Source organism: Bacillus sp. ms-22, assembly GCF_009759805.1.
GTDB classification, from domain to species: Bacteria; Bacillota; Bacilli; order Bacillales; family Bacillaceae; genus Bacillus; species Bacillus xiamenensis.
Genome location: NZ_CP046653.1, coordinates 507022 through 526029 on the forward strand (window position 1 = coordinate 507022; position 19008 = coordinate 526029).

General features: G+C 42.5%; 19 protein-coding genes. 10 read left to right on the forward strand and 9 right to left on the reverse strand.

Annotated features, from left to right (window positions below; all coding sequences use genetic code 11):
• Position 1: 1 nt before the first annotated feature.
• Genes GPA07_RS02675 through ssuE form a run of 5 tightly spaced genes read right to left on the reverse strand, consistent with a single transcriptional unit; the run spans position 2 to position 3192 of the window.
• Positions 2-766 carry an amino acid ABC transporter permease gene (locus GPA07_RS02675; RefSeq protein WP_008355076.1) on the reverse strand — a complete coding sequence of 255 codons (765 nt, stop codon included), beginning with the start codon at positions 764-766 and terminating at the stop codon, positions 2-4.
• Between the two features lie 12 nt (positions 767-778).
• Positions 779-1342 (reverse strand): GNAT family N-acetyltransferase, encoded by a 564-nt coding sequence (locus GPA07_RS02680; RefSeq protein WP_008355075.1) that lies wholly within the window; start codon positions 1340-1342, stop codon positions 779-781.
• A gap of 35 nt (positions 1343-1377) precedes the next feature.
• Entirely contained in the window at positions 1378-1632 is a 255-nt protein-coding gene (locus GPA07_RS02685) for a glutaredoxin family protein (protein WP_008355073.1), read from the reverse strand.
• On the reverse strand, positions 1632-2657 hold the full coding sequence (locus GPA07_RS02690) for an LLM class flavin-dependent oxidoreductase (RefSeq protein WP_008355070.1): 1026 nt from the start codon (positions 2655-2657) through the stop codon (positions 1632-1634). The genes GPA07_RS02685 and GPA07_RS02690 overlap by 1 nt, the downstream gene beginning before the upstream one ends.
• Positions 2641-3192: an NADPH-dependent FMN reductase gene (ssuE, locus tag GPA07_RS02695; protein WP_008355067.1), complete on the reverse strand. Its 552-nt coding sequence runs from the start codon at positions 3190-3192 to the stop codon at positions 2641-2643. The genes GPA07_RS02690 and ssuE overlap by 17 nt, the downstream gene beginning before the upstream one ends.
• A 150-nt stretch (positions 3193-3342) precedes the next feature.
• Between ssuE and GPA07_RS02700 the strand changes: the two genes are divergently transcribed.
• Complete coding sequence (locus GPA07_RS02700; RefSeq protein WP_008355065.1) at positions 3343-4224, forward strand: LysR family transcriptional regulator; 882 nt, start codon at positions 3343-3345, stop codon at positions 4222-4224.
• Positions 4225-4266: 42 nt separating this feature from the next.
• On the opposite strand, the gene GPA07_RS02705 is transcribed toward GPA07_RS02700, so the two are convergent.
• Positions 4267-5595, reverse strand: coding sequence for an LLM class flavin-dependent oxidoreductase (locus tag GPA07_RS02705; RefSeq protein ID WP_008355062.1), 1329 nt, complete (start codon positions 5593-5595; stop codon positions 4267-4269).
• A 374-nt stretch (positions 5596-5969) separates the two neighbouring features.
• Between GPA07_RS02705 and GPA07_RS02710 the strand changes: the two genes are divergently transcribed.
• On the forward strand, positions 5970-6782 hold the full coding sequence (locus GPA07_RS02710) for a zinc-dependent metalloprotease (RefSeq protein WP_008355060.1): 813 nt from the start codon (positions 5970-5972) through the stop codon (positions 6780-6782).
• Positions 6783-6834: 52 nt separating this feature from the next.
• On the opposite strand, the gene GPA07_RS02715 is transcribed toward GPA07_RS02710, so the two are convergent.
• A complete protein-coding gene (locus GPA07_RS02715) occupies positions 6835-7020 on the reverse strand; it encodes a 2-hydroxymuconate tautomerase (RefSeq protein WP_003214939.1) in 186 nt (61 codons plus the stop codon).
• 113 nt (positions 7021-7133) lie between these two features.
• On the opposite strand from GPA07_RS02715, the gene GPA07_RS02720 reads away from it, so the two are divergent.
• Complete coding sequence (locus GPA07_RS02720; protein WP_198303834.1) at positions 7134-7790, forward strand: site-2 protease family protein; 657 nt, start codon at positions 7134-7136, stop codon at positions 7788-7790.
• Positions 7791-7802: 12 nt separating this feature from the next.
• Positions 7803-8321, forward strand: a complete 519-nt coding sequence (locus GPA07_RS02725; RefSeq protein WP_007497712.1) for a YwhD family protein — start codon at positions 7803-7805, stop codon at positions 8319-8321.
• A gap of 125 nt (positions 8322-8446) precedes the next feature.
• On the opposite strand, the gene GPA07_RS02730 is transcribed toward GPA07_RS02725, so the two are convergent.
• Positions 8447-10516: a transglycosylase domain-containing protein gene (locus GPA07_RS02730; protein ID WP_157291990.1), complete on the reverse strand. Its 2070-nt coding sequence runs from the start codon at positions 10514-10516 to the stop codon at positions 8447-8449.
• A gap of 216 nt (positions 10517-10732) precedes the next feature.
• Here GPA07_RS02730 and speE point away from each other — a divergent pair, with 216 nt between their 5' ends.
• The 4 genes from speE to argS all read left to right on the forward strand — a co-directional run bounded on the left by speE (position 10733) and on the right by argS (position 15100).
• Entirely contained in the window at positions 10733-11563 is an 831-nt protein-coding gene (gene speE, locus GPA07_RS02735) for a spermidine synthase (RefSeq protein ID WP_008355040.1), read from the forward strand.
• A gap of 69 nt (positions 11564-11632) precedes the next feature.
• Entirely contained in the window at positions 11633-12505 is an 873-nt protein-coding gene (gene speB / locus GPA07_RS02740) for an agmatinase (RefSeq protein ID WP_008355038.1), read from the forward strand.
• 502 nt (positions 12506-13007) lie between these two features.
• Positions 13008-13430, forward strand: coding sequence for a YwiB family protein (locus tag GPA07_RS02745; protein ID WP_008355035.1), 423 nt, complete (start codon positions 13008-13010; stop codon positions 13428-13430).
• Positions 13427-15100, forward strand: coding sequence for an arginine--tRNA ligase (argS, locus tag GPA07_RS02750; protein ID WP_008355032.1), 1674 nt, complete (start codon positions 13427-13429; stop codon positions 15098-15100). The genes GPA07_RS02745 and argS overlap by 4 nt, the downstream gene beginning before the upstream one ends.
• 124 nt (positions 15101-15224) lie before the next feature.
• On the opposite strand, the gene GPA07_RS18770 is transcribed toward argS, so the two are convergent.
• On the reverse strand, positions 15225-15380 hold the full coding sequence (locus GPA07_RS18770; RefSeq protein WP_232532100.1) for a YolC/YozM family protein: 156 nt from the start codon (positions 15378-15380) through the stop codon (positions 15225-15227).
• A 263-nt stretch (positions 15381-15643) separates the two neighbouring features.
• Between GPA07_RS18770 and cls the strand changes: the two genes are divergently transcribed.
• The gene (gene cls, locus GPA07_RS02760) at positions 15644-17146 is read left to right on the forward strand and encodes a cardiolipin synthase (protein WP_232532101.1); all 1503 of its coding nucleotides are present in this window, start codon (positions 15644-15646) and stop codon (positions 17144-17146) included.
• Positions 17147-17251: 105 nt separating this feature from the next.
• Positions 17252-18967 carry an ABC transporter ATP-binding protein gene (locus GPA07_RS02765; protein ID WP_157291991.1) on the forward strand — a complete coding sequence of 572 codons (1716 nt, stop codon included), beginning with the start codon at positions 17252-17254 and terminating at the stop codon, positions 18965-18967.
• The last annotated feature ends 41 nt before the right edge of the window (positions 18968-19008 follow it).

Genomic DNA, 19008 nt, shown 5'->3' on the forward strand with positions numbered 1-19008 from the left:
TTTACTTCGCACGTTTTTCTAAAGTAGTGAAGGCCGTGTCGGCTCTTTTTAAGGAAATGAATGTTGTCTGACGCTGTTTTCTTGTTTTCGGTGTACTGACTCGCTTTTCCAATAGGTCAAACGCTTTTTCTAGCAGCAGACTTAACACGATAAAAATGACGGCAGCAATAAAGTATCCTTCTAATACGCGGTAGTATAGAGCCCCTAATGTTTGCACCTTTCCTATAATGTCCATCACGCCGAGTGTAAAGGCGAGAGAGGTATTTTGTAATAAGTTGACGATGGCCACGCCAATATTCGGGAGAGCGATTTTTCCTGCTTGAGGAATGAGCGTTCTTCTATAAATCTGCCATTTCGTCATCCCGATGGAGGCAGCCGCTTCATATTGAGATAATGGGACACTCGATAAAGCAGACCGATATATTTCTGAAAAATAGGCTGCTGTATTGAGTCCATATGTAATGTAAAGAAAGATCAATTTGTTCCACATGGAGATATCAAGTCCAATTGTTGCAAGCACACCTGGCAGGCCATAAAAGACAATAAACATTTGGACAAGGATAGGTGTGCCGCGAATAAATGAGACATAGATTGCACTGAGTTGATGCAGGACGGGGATGCGCTCGATTCGAAAATAAGCAAGAATGAATCCAAGAAAACTGCCAATCAATGTGGCAAATAACACAATCAGCAAGGTTGTCGGAAGAGCCGACAATACTTTAGGGAAGAGCGTCACCACATACTCCCATTTGAAAAACTCACCCATGTTAATTACCTCCTATATAGAAGTCGTTTCGACTTTTTCTTCTGCGGGCGGTGCTCCTAGTATGGCGGCATCGAAACGTTCAGGGATGAGCACTTTATACATCAATACACCTAAGTCGCCATTATCGGCTTCACGTTCAATATATTTTGTATATCCTTTTCGTTCGTACATTTTTAAAAGCCAAGGATGCTTTCGGCCAGAAGTGCCCAGTGTATATGCTGGCGCTTTATATGTCTGGCGGAGCAAGGTGTTTTCCACATAATCGAGCAGCTTATTTCCAATCCCTTGACCTGCTAAATCAGGAGCTGTAGCAAACCACCAAACAAATGGATATCCTGAAACCGGTTGAGTGCTCTCCCAAGGAAAACGTATGGTGATGGTTGATATGAGCCGCCCGTCTCGTTCTAACACAACAGCAACGGACTGTCTGATGTTTTCTGTGACCATTTCAAGTGTGGCGCTTGTGGATGGCCAATCAATGCCCATTTCAGCAAGTGGTTGAAATGCACTGGTCAGCAATTCTAGAAAAGCTGGCGCATCTTCTTCGGTAGCGATGCGAAAAGTATCTCGACTCATGACAAACCTCCATTCAAAAGTGTAAATATGTACTGTCAGATCAACGCTTTTCGTAAATCATTGATATCTGGATTCAGCAATGCTTGATACACATGGGGATCACGGCTGATCTCTACTACAGGCACATAACGCACGCCATATTTTTCTTCTAAAATATTTCTGTAATGATCATGTTCCGTTACATCAATCGTTGCATAAGAAATGTGCTGTTCGTTGAAGTAGGACTGAATTTCCTTACAATAATTGCATCCATTTTTGCTCCATAAAATGATTTTTTGTTTGTTTGACATTAGACGTTCACCTCTTGATTGATTTGCTTTTTAGCTGTTTGTTCATGATCAAATGCTTCTTTTAATAATGTGATAGACGCTATTCTTGCATCAATGTCTACAATCGGAGATAGCACGATGAATTCATTGATATCATAAGACTCGGCTAGCTCAGTCAGCCGATGATGAACGGTTTCTTTTGTGCCAGCGGTATAGCCTGCTTTTTGAATGTGGATGTTGTAGTGTTCCTTCTTTGTTCCTGTCACGAGCTTTTCTGCATCTTCTAGTGATGTCACATTGAGCTTTCTTCCATCGGAAAAGGAGACCTTCACTGTTTCCTTTTGTTTGATGTACGAGAGAGCTTGTTCATGGTCTTCAGCTACAGATACGGTGATGGCGAGAAGGAATTGTTGATGAGTGTCCTCTTTCTGATATTTTTTGAAGGTCTCCCTTGCTTCTTTTAATAAGGCATCATCCCCGTTAATAAAATAGGCAAAAACAAAGGAGATTCCTAGTTTTGCTGCCAATTCAGCGCTCTCAGTACTTCCGCCTAGAAGGAACATATCGGGTGATACGCTGGGGATTGGCTGAGCATTTAATTCATTTGCTTGTTCAGTGAGATACGTTTTGAGTTCCACTAATTTTTGAGAAAAATCTTTCCGTGACGCTTGATCATTTTCCTGAAGTGCTTGTGTCGATAGATTAAGTCCTCCCGGTGCTTTCCCAACACCTAAATCGACTCTGCCAGGCGCTAATGATGCCAGTACGTGGAAGGTTTCAGCCACCTTAAACGGACTGTAATGCTGAAGCATGACACCGCCAGAGCCAATTCGTAAGGTGTTCGTTTTTGCTAAAAGATAGCCGGCAAGTGCTTCAGGGGAAGAACCAGCGACTTGAGGATTATTGTGATGTTCAGATACCCAAAACCTGTGATAACCCAGTTGATCTGCTGCTTCAGCTAGTTTGACGGTATGCTGAATGCCCGTCTCTGCTTTCTCATTTTCACTGACGAGGCTTTGATCAAGAATACTAAGGGTGAGCGACATGGGCGGTTCCTCCTATTAGACTTTGATATTGAGATAGTGCGAGGTTTAATCTGTTGGTGGCATCTAGATCAAGCACATAGCTGTCTGAATCCTGCTTTGTGACCTGATGATCCACCACATAAACGCCAGATTGAACAGCGGTTGCACCGAGTTGATGAATGATGGGTTTAAGTGCATATTCAATGACGAGCAAGTGACCATAGGTTCCTCCTAAAACACAAGGGAGGACGGGTTTCCCTTGGAATGCTTTCTGGGGAAGTAAATCTAAAAAAGTTTTTAAGATACCGGAAAAAGACGCTTTGTAGACGGGTGTTAACACAATGACACCGTCGCTCTCATTCACAAGACCAATGGCTTTGACAATGTCTTCGTTTGAAAAATCTGCTCCGATTAAGGCGTCGCTAGGGAGCTGGTGGACTTGAATGATATGAACATCAATCCCATTTAACGTTAAACGATGCTTCACATGCTGCAGGACACCGGTTAGTCGAGATTGGACGGAATGTCCGCCTGCTATAATGGTTACTTTCGTCAATTCGTCTCCTCCATTTCTTATAATTCCTTCTAAACAGCTTGGAATAGTTGATAATATAAATTATAATAAGGCAAACCAATAGAAAAGTATAATTAGTAATCATAAATACACGATTTAGTTATTTAAAATATAGGGAAAAGAGGGGTTTTCATGGAGATTCGTGCAATCCGCACCTTTGCGACAATTGTGAAATACGGGAATTTTTTAAAAGCAGCAGAAGCGCTGAATTATTCTCAGCCAACCATTACCTTGCACATTAAGCATTTAGAAGAGGAAATTGGAGAGAAACTTCTAGAAAGAGGGAAGACCTTAAAGTTAACAGCATCAGGGCAGCTTTTTTATGAAAGAGCCAATTCTTTACTCAATGAATATGAGAAATTGACGAAAACACTCCAAGATTTAGAGGTGGGCATTGCGGGATTCATTCGCATCGGTGTTTCGGAGCCTACAGCCAGCTTAGAATTTCCTGCACTTATTGCAGAATTCAAGGAAAGGTTTCCGAATGTAGAGTTTTCTGTGCAAGTAGCGGATGCGAATACATTGAGTTCCTTACTTTCTCATGATGAGATTGATTTTGCGATTTGCGGAGCACCAGAAGCTTCGATGGACAATAGTTATAAGCCCCTTTTTCAAGATGATATCGTTCTGCTCGTTCCCTCTTCCCATCGATTGGCAGAGAAAGATGTAGTCGAGATAGCAGATTTAAAGGATGAGACGATTTTATTTACGCCCCATAATTGCCCTATCCGCATTCAAATTGAACAACAAATTGTTAATGTCATTGGGACAAATTACAATAAATTAGAGATTACGAGCAGCATGTCCCATAAACACTATGTTCAGGCAGGCTTAGGAGTATCTCTTTTTACACGAACTGCTCATTCTTTTACACTTCCCGGCACCAAGGTATTAGAAATAAAGGGAATTCATGTTTCTCCGCCAGTTGGTCTATTGAGGAAAACAAATGATTCACCAGGAAGAGCCGTCCTTCAATTCATTGATCTCATTGAAAATCGATTGCATCAGGCATGAGAAAAAGAGGGGAGAGCCTTTGAGCTCACCCCTCTTTCATGTTTATTTCACTGTTTGTTTGAGAAACTGATTCTTCTTGATAGGCAGACCCAAATTTTCACGAAGGGTATGAGCTGGATAATTTGGGTCGTAATATCCTTTTTCTACTAATATCGGAATGACGTGCTCCGTCCATTCAGATAAACCGCTTGGTAGAATAGGAGCACCAAAAATAAACCCATCTGCGGCGTCTTCTTCAATCCATTGGATCAGCTGGTCTGCCACTTGTTCGTAAGTTCCGAAAAAAGCACTTTTTGGGGTCGTCACTTGTAAAGCGACTTCTCTTAAGGTCAATTTTTGTTCTTTGGCCATTTTTTTAATGGATTCTGTTGTGGATTGAAAGCTGTTGGAACCGGCATCACCTATATCGGGAAATGGCTCATCAAGTGGAAATTGACTGAAGTCTAAGTGATCAAAGAACCTGCCAAGGTAATGAAGGGCTTCTTCAATAGAGACCAAATGCTGAATGGCTTCATACTTTTCTTCTGCTTCTTCGATGGTTTTCCCTGTAATCGGATGGATGCCAGGAAATATTTTGATATCAGATGGCTTTCTTCCCAGCGCTGTGGCTCTATTTTTTACATCCTGGTAATATGCTTTTGCCTTTTCAAGTGAATCTGCATTCGTAAATACGGCGTCTGCTTCTTTTGCGGCTAAATCCTTTCCTGCCTCTGACGCGCCTGCTTGGAAAATGACGGGCTGCCCTTGATCAGATCGTTCGATATTTAAAGGCCCTTTGACAGAAAAGTGCTTGCCATGATGGTTTAATGTGTGCAGTTTATCTCGATCAAAGAAAACACCAGTGGATCGATCCCTTATAAAAGCATCTTCTTCCCAAGAGCTCCAAAGACCGTTCACTACTTGTAAGTATTCTTCTGCAATTTCATATCGAAGTGAATGGCTTGGATGCGAACGGATGATGTGGTTTTCGGCAGAGCCTTCTAGTGGAGAAGTCACAACATTCCATCCGGCCCGGCCTTTACTTAATTTATCTAGGGATGCAAATTGACGTGCAATGGTAAAGGGCTCACTGTAGGAAGTTGATACAGTGCCCACAAGTCCAATCTGTGTGGTGACCGTGGCAAGTGCAGATAAAATGGTCAATGGCTCAAATCGGTTCAAGAAATGTGGAATGGAATGCTCATGAATATATAAGCCATCTGCGACAAAGACAAAACGGAATCCCGCTGATTCTGCCTTTTTTGTGATCGCTTGATAATAATCAATATTAACACTCGCATCTGCTGGAACCGATTCATCCTTCCATGCATTCATGTGGCCTCCTGGACCATGTAACATTAATCCAAATTGTATGTGCTTTTTCCCAGACATGCGGATCGTCCCTTCTGTTTTGAAGTAGCATTGTTTTTATGTTTTTCATCATAAGGGAGATTTGCAGAGAAGTATAATTGGTATCAGTAAAGTCTGACTTTATCTTTTCTAATATCAATTTTTTCAACCTTATATGGTGTGGCTGGGTCTATGACATCATTTTAGAAAAAGGCGGATGATTACCATGTAAATGACCCAGACCAAAAGTGCTGTTTTTTGATGAAATGTGTGTCGAAATATCCGAAAAATTAGTGAAAATGACATGATTCGACTTTCTTCCTGTATATCAAATTCCCTGTTTTTGACTGAATAGAAGGAAAATGGTGAATTTTCAGTGAATATATAACCTTGTGAAAAACAAAGGAGGGATAGGAATGAAAAAGCGTTCAGTCTTTTTGTCATTTTTATTGGTAGGTAGTTTGTTACCGGGGGTAAGTTCAGCTTCAGCACCAGTTGCAATTGCAGGTCATGGGCATGATCATGGTCATGCACCGTTCGAAACACATATTAGTGAAGGGTTGCCAAAGGCAAATGATTTTAAAGATTTGACGACGGCACCTCCAATTGAGCGAGATGTAACAACAAAAATTTTAGACGAGTCTGGTAAACAGGTAGGGTCTAGAACATTTAAAGCAAATACAGGAGATTCGATTTCAACAAAAGCTAGTACAGGCAGTCAGAAAGTGACCGTCTATGCAGTAGCTGATGCACAGTATCGCGCGAAATATAGTGATTGGCAGACGCGCATTGTCAGTATCATTGAGCAGGCGGACGTGACATTTAACCGCGATCATGATGTGGACTTTGTCGTACAAGCCGTAGGGTCTTGGACGTCTTCGGGATCAAATGCATCACAAATTCTGTCTAACCTTCAGCGCAACTTTGATGGCAGAGGATACGATTTTGTCACAGGATTTACAGCAAATCCAAACTTTGATGCTGGCGGAATTGCTTATGTTTACAATAGTGCACCGAGCGGAAGTGCATTCAGTGTCAACCTTGATCAAGGAACAGCGAATACGGCAAAAGCGGCTACGCATGAATACGGCCATAACTTTGGTTTGCCGCATGACCCTCAGGGTAGCGGAATTGTCTGCTTAATGAATTATGATTATTCCTACACTGTCGATTTCTTCGATGCAGCTCATAAAAATCAAGTGAACCGTAATAAAGCTTGGTACAGATAAGATAGGAGACAAAAGGACAAACACCGAAAAAGTGTTTGTCCTTTTTATATGCTTACAGGTCGCTCATTCGCTTTCCTGCTACGGCATAATGTTCTTTTTTCATTTCTTCAATAATGACAGAGACTTTCTCTGCACCAGCGCCTGTTGTTTCAACAACGGCATCCGTCACTTTCTCCACAAGAGCTCTTTTCTGCTCGTCTGTTCTTCCTTCAAGCATTTGAACGGTGACAATCGGCATGATGACAACCTCCTTTTTCCTGTAGTGCTACGCTTCCCTTTAGTTTAAGGGACTTCTTATAGTATACTGAATGAAGTAAATCATTGTATAGAAAGAAAGAGGGATTCGGGCCTTTGAACCAATTTTTTGTGTATCCATTAGAACTTATTCCATATGTCGCTATTACGCTTGTTGTGGCTTTTACGATGCACGAGCTGGCGCATGCATATGTTGCGTATCGTTTTGGAGATCCGACAGCTAAAAATCAAGGGAGACTGACGCTCAATCCATTGAAGCACCTTGATATTTTCGGGACGATCTTGATCTTTGTAGCTGGGTTTGGCTGGGCGAGGCCTGTACCTGTGAATCGGTACCATTTTAAAAACCCACGTCTCGCAGGGATATGTGTGTCGATCGCAGGACCTTTAAGTAATTTGGTTTTGGCATTTTTGGGCTTTTGTGTGTATGCGCTTCTTCAGAAATTTGGCGGGGAGTCGCTCATGCGCTTTGAGCCGGGGGTCGATTATTTCTTCCAAATCTTTATTAACTTGAACGTGATTTTGTTCCTATTTAACTTGTTGCCGCTCCCGCCGCTGGACGGGTATCGTATTATTGAGGACGTTGTCAGTCCCGGCATTCGCGCGAAAATGACGCAATTTGAACAGTATGGGATCATCATTTTCCTCATATTTGTCATCACACCGCTAGGTCAGTTTATTTTTGTTCCATTGATCGGTATGAGAGATCAAATGATTGACTGGTTTAATCTTATTTTGAAGCCGCTGCTTTAGGAGGTCTAATGAATGGAAGGTAAAAAGAAGAAACCAATTGGTTTTAATATCATTAAAAAAACAGATGCAACGGATGGGCATGGAGGTTTTGGGGCAGGTGCCCTCAGCCTTGATAATATCTCGCCGGTGATCATTGATGTAGAGGAAAAGGAAGCTGTCATTGATATTGGTGCAATGCATGCAAGAAGTGCCGTCGAAAAAGGAATTAAGTTTTTAAAAACCAAAGAAGAAGTACCTAATGGAAAGCCTTATTGGCTCGTATGGGTAACGATTGACCGTAGAGAAGAAGGCCCTTATTATGCAGGTGTGACGGCCTGTGAAATGACCGTTGACCGCTCGATCCGCAGAGGGTATAAGTCACTTCCTGAGCATGTGAATTTAATGGATAAATCGATGAAGCGTAAAATCGTTGTCAGCCATATGGATGATGGATCGAAAAAGGTGCTTGCTGATTTCTTGAAAAGTCACAATGAGGCGTTATGGGAAGCATCCACAGATGAATTAAAAGAAGGATTGGCTGTTCCTGAGTAATTGTGAAATTTTTGTGAAGAATGATGAATGGATACCAATTCTAGACGTTTTTTCAGTAAACTGGTGTTAAAGCTAGGACATGGAGAATCCCGAGATGCAGATCTCGGGGTTTTTCATGTCCTTTTTTAACGTTTCAGCCACTTTTCCCACCATTTTTTTGGCTGTTGATCCTGAACCGGGTCTTCTTCAGATGCTTTTTCCTCGGCACCGTAGCAGACACCTGTCGGCTCGGTTCCTTCTATAAAATAGGTGAATACCTTTGATTCACATCCAGGGCCTGAGAGATCGCCGGTTTTTGGATTGATATATACCCCTTTTACACCGTCTGGTGGCATGAAGGAGGAGGCGGGCTGGTTCGAGAGGGCTGATTCCATAAAGGAAGCCCATATTTTTTTCGCATAGGCGGTTTCTTCGACTGAGTCAATGGTGCGCCCTTTATCATAGCCGGTCCACACACCTGTGACGAGCTGGGGAGAGAAGCCAATCATCCAGCTGTCAGCACCTGTCGTCCCCGATTTCCCCCCGTATGTTCGTGTGAGGTCTTTTGTAATCGTACGCCCAGTGACACTTGTATAGCCATTTAATTGATCATTGAACATGCCTGACATCATGTCAGTGGTGACAAATGTTGCTTTTTCATCTAGTACCTGCTCTCGTTTTTGTTTCTCCTCAAAGAGTACGTTGCCTTTAGCGTCGGTCACTTTCGTAATGAAAGTAGGTTTGACGTGTTTGCCTCCATTGACCAGCATAGCGTACGCATTGGTCATTTCGATTGGTTTCACAGGAGACGTACCGAGCGCAAGTGAAGGCACTTGCTCTAGTTTTTCGCTGATCCCAAACAGCTTGCCAGCTCTTACAAGCTGCTCCATTCCTAAAAACAGGTGGGTTTTGACCGCGTAAATATTATCAGATAGAGCCAAAGCTTGAAGCATTGTAATGCCGTCATTGGCGTAATAGCCGTGATAGTTGCTTGGCGAATAAGCTGCTCCGCTTCCTTGACCATCCAGTTCAAAAACGGTTTCCTCACTGCGCATGACGGTTGCGGGTGTAAACCCATTTTGCAAGGCCATGTAATAGAGAAGAGGTTTCATTGTGGAACCAGGTTGTCTTTTCGCTTGTGTGACCCGGTTGAATGGACTTTTCTCATAATCTCTTCCCCCAACTAAGGCAAGTACATGACCTGTTTGGGGATGGATGGCGGTAAAGCCAATTTGAATGTCTGATGTTGAATCCATTATGTTTTTTACCGTTTTTTCTGCGATTTTTTGTAATTCAGGTTGTAAGGTCGTCTGGATATGAAGCCCATAGGTTTCTATTTGTTCCTCTGTTAAGCCCAACGTTTGTTTCAGTTCTCGAATCACATCATCATAAAAATACGGGGCTTGCTTTGCTTGCAGCTGCTTCTGTTGTAAGGGGCGATAGGTCAGTTTTTCCTTGGCTGCGGCAGCAGCTGCTTTCTTCGTAATCATGCCATCTTCTTGCATTTGCCTAAGAATCATATGTCTTCTTGCTTCGGCTTTCTCCTCGTTCACATAAGGGGAATAGAGAGAAGGACCCTTTGGGATACCAGCAAGCAAAGCAGATTCGGCTAAGGTTAAATTCTTCGCTTTTTTCCCAAAATAAAGACGGGATGCCGCTTCCACACCGTATGCGCCGTGGCCATAATAAATGGTGTTCAAGTATCCTTCTAAAATCTCATCTTTTGTATAATTTTGCTCTAAGCGGATGGTGTAAAAGGCTTCATTCCACTTCCGCTTCCATGTTTTATCATGATCTAAATATAGATTTCTTGCATATTGTTGGGTGATGGTGCTGGCCCCTTGCACCTTTGCCATTGCACGAATATCAGCTATCGCAGCACCCGCCATTCGTTTCACATCAAAGCCATGATGCTGATAAAACGTTTTATCTTCAACCGCTACGACTGCCTGTCTCATATGAGGGGACATGTCTGTTAGCGGAACCCAGTATCGCTTTTCTCCAAAGTTCGATTCGCCAAGTTTTGACCCATCTGCTGCATAAATGGTTGTGGATTGGGGAACTTGAACAGAAGGAGCGCCTTGCCACTTGGCAAGGATAAGAATCGTCAAAAAGACTGTGCCGGCAAATAGGAAAGCGAGCAAGCCGATAAAAAAACAGGCTCGAATCGTTTTCACGGTCATGCGGATTTTTTTATTACTCATGATTGTGTCCATGCAAAGCCCCCATTTTGACGGTTTTTTATCAGTATGGAACAAAGAAAACCGTTTTAAACAAGCGATTGGCTTTGAACATGGAGATATATCAAGCGGTTCTTTACAATTTGATATGAATCCACTATACTTTTTTCTTGGACAATCGATATCGTCATAGCCGATAAATGGCGCTAACAATAGATGTTTGTTTATTATTGGATGAGAGGAAGATGAACAATGAGCGAACTTTGGTATACAGAGAAGCAAACGAAGAATTTTGGCATTACGTTGAAGGTGAAGAAAACCCTTCATACAGAACAAACAGACTTTCAGCATTTAGAAATGGTGGAAACAGAAGAGTTTGGCAATATGCTGTTTTTAGACGGCATGGTGATGACATCAGAGAAAGATGAGTTTGTATACCACGAAATGGTGGCACATGTTCCTCTTTTCACTCATCCAAACCCGGAAAATGTCCTTGTTGTAGGCGGAGGAGACGGCGGTGTTATTCGTGAAATCCTGAAGCACCCAAGTGTGAAAAAGGCGACACTGGTTGATATTGATGGCAAGGTCATCGAATACTCGAAGAAATTTCTCCCTTCAATTGCTGGTAAGCTAGACGATCCACGTGTGGATGTCAAAGTCGGAGACGGCTTTATGCACATTGCCGAAGCGGACAACGAATATGATGTCATCATGGTTGACTCAACTGAGCCAGTCGGACCAGCTGTGAACCTGTTTTCTAAAGGATTCTACGCCGGAATTTCTAAAGCATTAAAAGAAGACGGTATTTTCGTTGCACAAACGGACAACCCTTGGTTCACACCGGAGTTAATTACAAATGTACAGCGTGATGTAAAAGAAATTTTCCCAATTACGAAGCTTTACACAGCGAATATTCCAACGTATCCAAGCGGTCTTTGGACATTTACCATCGGTTCTAAGAAGTATGATCCACTTGCTGTGGAAGACAGCCGCTTCTTTGATATTGAAACGAAATATTACACAAAAGAATTGCACAAAGCGGCATTCGTTCTGCCGAAATTTGTCAGCGACTTAATCAAATAAATCAAGCGAAATGGACATGCGCAAATGACAGTTTGCGCATTTTTTGAAGCGTAAAAGGAGGAATCTTGCATGAGATTCGACGAGGCTTATTCAGGAAAAGTGTTTATTGGAAGTCATCCGACATGGGAAGATGCGAAAGTCATTTTATACGGGATGCCGATGGATTGGACCGTCAGTTACCGCCCAGGCTCACGTTTTGGTCCGAACCGCATTCGTGAGGTCTCCATTGGATTAGAGGAATACAGTCCTTATTTAGATCGTGAGCTGCATGAGGTGCCGTTCTTTGATGCTGGTGACATTCCGCTTCCATTTGGAAATGCACAGAAAAGCTTAGATTTAATTGAAGAGTATGTCGACAGCATTTTAGAAAAAGGGAAGTTCCCATTAGGAATGGGTGGAGAGCATCTTGTGTCTTGGCCGGTGTTCCGTGCGATGTACAAAAAATATCCCGATTTGGCGATTATCCATATGGATGCCCATACGGATCTTCGTGAGGAATATGAGGGCGAGCCGCTGTCTCATTCGACACCGATTCGTAAAGCAGCAGGACTCATTGGACCTGAAAATGTATTCTCGTTCGGTATCCGTTCTGGGATGAAGGAAGAATTTGAATGGGCAAAAGAAGCAGGCATGCACATATCTAAATTTGAAGTGCTCGAGCCGTTGAAGCAAGTGCTGCCAAAGCTGAAAGGCCGCCCAGTTTATGTGACGATCGACATTGATGTGCTCGATCCGGCACATGCACCTGGTACAGGAACGGTAGATGCTGGCGGTATTACGTCAAAAGAACTGCTGGCATCTATTCATGCGATTGCAGGCTCTGATGTCCATGTGGTCGGTGCAGACCTTGTGGAGGTAGCGCCTGTATATGATCATTCAGATCAAACAGCGAATACAGCAAGCAAGCTTTTGCGTGAAATGCTGCTTGGATTTGTGAAATAACATCTTGATAGAGGAGCTTGTCATCTCATAGGGACAAGCTCTTTTTTTACATGGGTGACATGATAAAGGAGACAGGCGTGTTTTCTTCTATATTGATGTTGTTACTTGCTGTAGGCTTTCTCATGCTGAATGGCAGCGGGTCCGTCTGCTTTCACCGCGAAAAAAGAGGCAAAGGAAGAGATGGTTGGTCTGTGTCAGGATCGAGGCTTTTTCTATCTCACTATGATTGCGCTGTTGATGCAAGTGGTGTTTAACCAAGCACGTATCACTCCATTTGATTTTTTTCAGGCATTTTTGGCAAGTTTAATAAACAGACAAGGCTTATGGGTAAAGGCTTCACTCGTGATATTGGTTAGTCTCATTTTTCTTTTTTTCTAAAGGGCTTTTTGAAGATCAAACATGAGGTTTTATCCGCATGAAGATGAGAAATGATGGGATGATAGGCGATCGTGAATATGGTATACTATTTTAGTTAAACGGGTCTTAGCAAAGGAAGTGCAAAATGACACAAAACCAAATTTCAATTCATGTAAAGTCAGTGATGAAACCAGAGACGGAGCCGGTTGAAACGATCGAATTCCGAACAACTGGAACGTATCAAGAAAAGAATGACAAAACGTATCTCACTTACCATGAAGAACATGAAATGGGTCAAGTAAAAACCGTTGTCAAAATAAGTGAAAAAGAAATTTTTGTCATGAGATCAGGTGCTATTCAAATGAAGCAGCGCTTTCTCATTGGTGAAACGACCGTGACACATTACACGATGCCATTCGGTACCCTTCAGCTCGATGTGCACACACATGGCATTGATCTCGATGTGGACAATGGCTTACTGCACATTACGTACGATATGCTGACAGGTGAAGATCAGAAGCATTTACATACATTATCAATTTCCTACAAGGAGGATTTACGTTCATGAATATCGCAGAACAGGTCAAAGATGCGTTAAAAGAAGAAATCATTGCGGCAGTCGTCAAAGCAGGACTTGCTGATGAAAGTCAGGTACCGGATGTCCTTTTGGAAGTACCGAAAGAGAAAACTCACGGTGATTATTCCACCAACATGGCGATGCAGCTTGCCCGCATTGCGAAAAAAGCACCTCGTCAAATTGCGGAGGATATTGTGAATGCGTTTGACAAAGGAAAAGCTTCGATTGAAAAACTGGATATCGCAGGTCCGGGATTCATCAACTTTTATATGAACAATCAATATTTAACCAAGCTGATTCCAGCTGTTCTTGAAGCAAAAGAGGCATATGGGGAAACAAATACAGGCAAAGGTCAAAAGGTTCAGGTTGAGTTCGTTTCAGCAAACCCAACTGGCGACCTTCACCTTGGACATGCCCGCGGTGCGGCTGTAGGCGATTCCCTTTGCAACATCCTTGATAAAGCAGGGTTCGACGTGAGCCGTGAATACTACATCAACGATGCAGGAAACCAGATCAATAACCTTGCTCTATCTGTAGAAGTACGTTACTTTGAGGCGCTCGGTCTTGAAAAAGAAATGCCAGAGGACGGCTATAGAGGAGAAGACATCAAAGGCATTGGCCAGAAACTCGCTGATGAATTTGGTGACCGCTTCGTGCATGAATCAGAAGAAGAACGCATGAAGTTCTTCCGTGAGTACGGATTGAAATACGAATTAGAAAAATTACGTGTGGACCTTGAGAATTTCCGTGTCCCATTTGATGTATGGTATTCTGAAACATCTTTATATGAAAACGGAAAAATCGAGCCGGCACTAGAAACACTTCGTGAAAAAGGCTATATCTATGAAGCGGACGGCGCAACATGGTTACGTTCAACTGATTTTGGTGATGACAAGGACCGTGTGCTCATTAAAAAAGACGGTAGCTTCACGTACTTGCTTCCAGACATCGCGTATCACAAGGACAAACTGGACAGAGGGTTTGACCAGTTGATTAACATTTGGGGAGCAGACCACCACGGCTATATTCCTCGAATGAAAGCCGCCATTCAAGCACTTGGATATCCAGCTGACAAACTTGAAGTCGAAATCATTCAGCTTGTTCACCTTTACAAAAATGGTGAAAAGATGAAGATGAGTAAGCGTACAGGAAAAGCAGTCACGATGCGTGATCTAATCGAAGAAGTAGGCTTAGATGCCACTCGTTATTTCTTTGCAATGAGAAGTGCGGCGACACATATGGACTTTGACCTAGACTTAGCGATTTCAACGTCTAACGAAAACCCTGTGTACTACGCACAATATGCACATGCGAGAATTTGCAGTATGCTTCGTCAAGGTGAAGAAAAAGGCTACGAACCGAATCTTGAGAAAGCAGATTTCTCTCATATTCAATCGGAAAAAGAATACGATCTACTCAAAATCATCGGCAGCTTCCCAGAAGTCGTAGCAGAAGCAGCAGAAAAACGTATTCCGCACCGCGTCACAAACTATATCTATGATCTAGCATCCGCCCTTCACAGCTTCTACAATGCCGAGAAGGTCATTGATGTTGAAAATGAAACAAAAACAACAGCCCGTCTATCGCTAATGAAAGCCACACAAATCACACTGGCTAACGCATTGAAACTCATTGGTGTATCAGCACCGGAGAAGATGTAACCACTTTAAGAAACCCACTCTGAAAAGAGTGGGTTTCTTTGATACGAATGAAGGTACGCCAGGAGGTTAGTCTAGTGAAATGCCCTACTTTTATTTCTTTGGAAAATTTCAATTTCATCAATCTCTAATGCTTGTTTAGGAAGCTTCTTTCTAAAACAGATTGTAAAGCTGCCTTATCTTTTGAATCATCGATACCAATGGAGATGGTTGGGTCTGTTTTAATTAATTGATCATTAAACAACCCATGCTCTTTCCAAATTTCATCTACTACTTTTGTCACCTGTTCGTCTAATTCCTCCTCAGAAAGAGCTAAAGCATTTGAAGTGGAATTTCATCCAAAAATACAAAGAGCAATAAGAAACAAACCAATTAACTGTTTTTTTCATCATAACTCCTTTCATTCCTTCACATATTTCTCCATTATATCGGATTAAATCGCTCCAGTCTGTAAAAGCTAAAAGAAAGCAGCAGACCGTGCGTTTCAGACAAGCTGTGCAAAGGGTATGGAAGAGAAAAAGACAGAAACGAATGAGGGCGGAGAATGTGAAAAAGAGGAGACTGGAGTTTTTATTTTTATATTTCATGATATTCGGGGCATATGTGGTGTTTTGGTGGCCAGTGCCCGCGTGGAGCTTTCAGCTTTATGCAGCTAGTTATATCGCCATTATTTTATTTAGTATCATCTCACTCATGCTTGAGAACCGGACATCACAGCATACGCTGTTATGGATATATGTGCTGATTTTTTTCCCGATCATCGGCTATATGTTTTATTTGTTTTCAGGGCAGCTTTATGTCAAAGGGCATTTGTTTAAATCAAAGAGAATGTATAACCGTGAAAAATTACACAGAATATCAGAGCTTGAGAGCAAGCCGGATGAGACGCGTTTAACCGATCATCAGCGTGCTTTTTTTCATTACACAGAAAAAGCGACAGGGATGCATGTGAATACAAATAGTGATATGGACATTTTAAAGAATGGAGAGGAAACCTTTCCCCGTATTTTTGAAGAGCTAAAAAAGGCAAAAACGTTCATTCATATAGAATATTACATGTTCAAATCTGATTTTCTCGGTCATCGGATGATGGAGATTCTTATTGAAAAGGTGAAAGAAGGGGTAGAGGTTCGCTTCATCTATGATGCGGCTGGCAGCATTCGCTTCTCTCGAAAAGATATTAAACGATTGAAGCAGGCGGGGGTAAAGGTCGCTCCTTTTCTGCCATTAAAATATGGATTCTTTAATCAAAAATTCAATTTTCGAAATCACCGAAAAATCGTGATCATTGATGGAGAAACAGGATTTGTCGGCGGATTAAATGTCGGGAAAGAATATGTAGGACGGGATGAAAACATCGGCTTCTGGCGTGACACCCATGCGATGTTAAAGGGTGAAGCGGTTCAGACACTTCACTCCGTTTTTATGCTGGACTGGGAGTATGTATCAGATGAAGTGTTAATTGATGATCCGAAGTATCATACTCCGCATCCTGTGACAGGTGAGGATGTCATTCAGGTTGTGCCGACTGGACCTGATATGAAGGAAAGTATGAGTGATTTATATCATGCGCTCATTTCAAATGCGACACAATTTGTCTGGATTGCGACGCCTTATTTTGTCCCAAATGAGTCGATTCGCACAGCATTAAAAATTGCTGCCACAAGAGGGGTGGATGTGCGTGTGATGGTGCCTGAGACAAATGATGGCTTTCTCACACAATACGCCACTCGATCCTATTTTGCTGAGCTTTTGAAAGAAGGCATCAAGGTGTATCACTATCAAAAAGGCTTCATGCATCAAAAGGTCATGATTGCAGATGGAGAACTTGCCTCTGTCGGTACCGCAAATGTGGATATGAGGAGCTTTCAGCTCAATTTTGAGGTCAATGTCTTTACAGCAGCAAAGAAGCCAATCGAGCAATTGATGGCTCACTATGAGGAAGATATGAAGGAATGTGAGCAAATGGGGCCGGTTCATTTTTATAAAAGAGGTTTAAAGGAACGGTTGAAGGAATCGTTTGCTCGATTGTTCTCAGGTGTATTGTAAGGATTTCTAGGGAAAGAAATCATTTCCTGATCTAGTATTTCTATGAGGATTCCTCTATAATTGAAAATGATTATCAATTATAGAGGAAATGAGGTTCTTTTACATATGCTAAAACGCTTTTTTGCCTATTACAGGCCCTATCGCGGTCTGTTCTTTTTAGATTTCTTTTGCGCTGTCGCTGTTGGACTCATGGAACTGGGCTTTCCGCTCATCGTGAATTACTTCATTGATACGTTACTGCCGACAGGGAACTGGACGATCATTGGCTGGACCGCCCTTGCGCTGTTTGTCATTTATGCACTCAGCTCGGTGATGCAATTTATCGTGTCGTATTGGGGGCACATGCTTGGCATTAATATTGAGACAGATATGAGGAAAAAGCTGTTTGATCATTTTCAGCGGCTGTCCTTCAAATTTTTTGATAATAACAAAACAGGCAAACTCATGTCACGGATGACAAATGACCTCATGTACATTGGGGAGGTGGCACATCATGGGCCAGAAGACTTGTTTATTGCGATTATGACCATTCTTGGCGCCTTTGCCGTCATGCTCATGATTAACTGGCAACTTGCCATATTAACCTTCCTGATCATGCCTGTCATCATCTGGTTAGCGCTTCATTTTAATAAAAAAATGACGCAGGCGATTACACAGCTGAATAATGACATTGGAGATTTTCATGCAAGGGTTGAAAACAATATTGGCGGTATTCGTCTTGTTCAAGCCTTTGCGAATGAACATTTTGAAAAAAAACGCTTTGCTGAAAACAACAACCGCTTTCGGAAAGCGAAGCTTCTTTCCTATAAAATTATGTCGGTCAACGGTTCGATCAGCTATATTCTCACACGTCTTGTGACGCTGTTTGTCCTTTTGGCAGGTACGTGGTTTGTCCTCCAAGGCCAATTAACGGCAGGTGGATTTATCGCCTTTGTTCTGATCACAAACGTTTTGTTCAGGCCGATTGATAAAATCAATACGGTGATTGAAATGTATCCGAAAGGCATTGCTGGTTTTAAAAGTTATGTTGATTTGCTTGAAACAGAGCCGGATGTAAAGGATACAGAAGGAGCACGTGATGTATACGGACTGAAAGGTGAAATTGAATATCGAAATGTGACGTTTGGCTACGATGAGCACAGCCATGTATTAAAGGATATCAATTTGAAGATCAAACAAGGGGAAACCGTTGCGTTTGTCGGGCCTTCAGGAGCGGGGAAATCGACGATTTGCAGTCTGCTGCCTCGTTTTTATGATGTGGACGCTGGAGAAATCACCATTGATGGTGTGAACACAAAAGACATGACCTTGTCTTCCTTAAGACAACAGATCGGCATTGTGCAGCAGGATGTCTTTTTATTCTCAGGCACCATTCGTGAAAACATTGCGTACGGCAACTTAGAAGCGAGCGATGCAGACATTTGGGACGCCGTTCGGCGCGCGCATTTAGAGGAACTCGTTCAGCGTTTCTCAGAAGGATTAAATACCGTCATTGGCGAACGCGGCGTCAAATTATCAGGAGGTCAAAAGCAGCGCTTGTCGATTGCGAGAATGTTCCTGAAAAACCCTTCCATTCTTATTTTAGATGAAGCGACGTCAGCACTTGATACAGAAACAGAAAAAGCGATCCAAGACGCACTGAGCGAACTGGCAGTCGGCCGGACGACACTTGTCATTGCCCACCGCCTTGCGACAATTAAGCACGCAGACCGAATCATTGTCGTGACAGAAGAAGGCATCCAAGAGCAAGGCCGTCATCAAGACCTCATCCAAATGGGCGGTGTCTACAGCAGACTGCATGAAGCGCAGTTTAGTCATTAGAAAAAAGTCATTGAATGAGTCCAGCTATCGAGCTGGGCTCA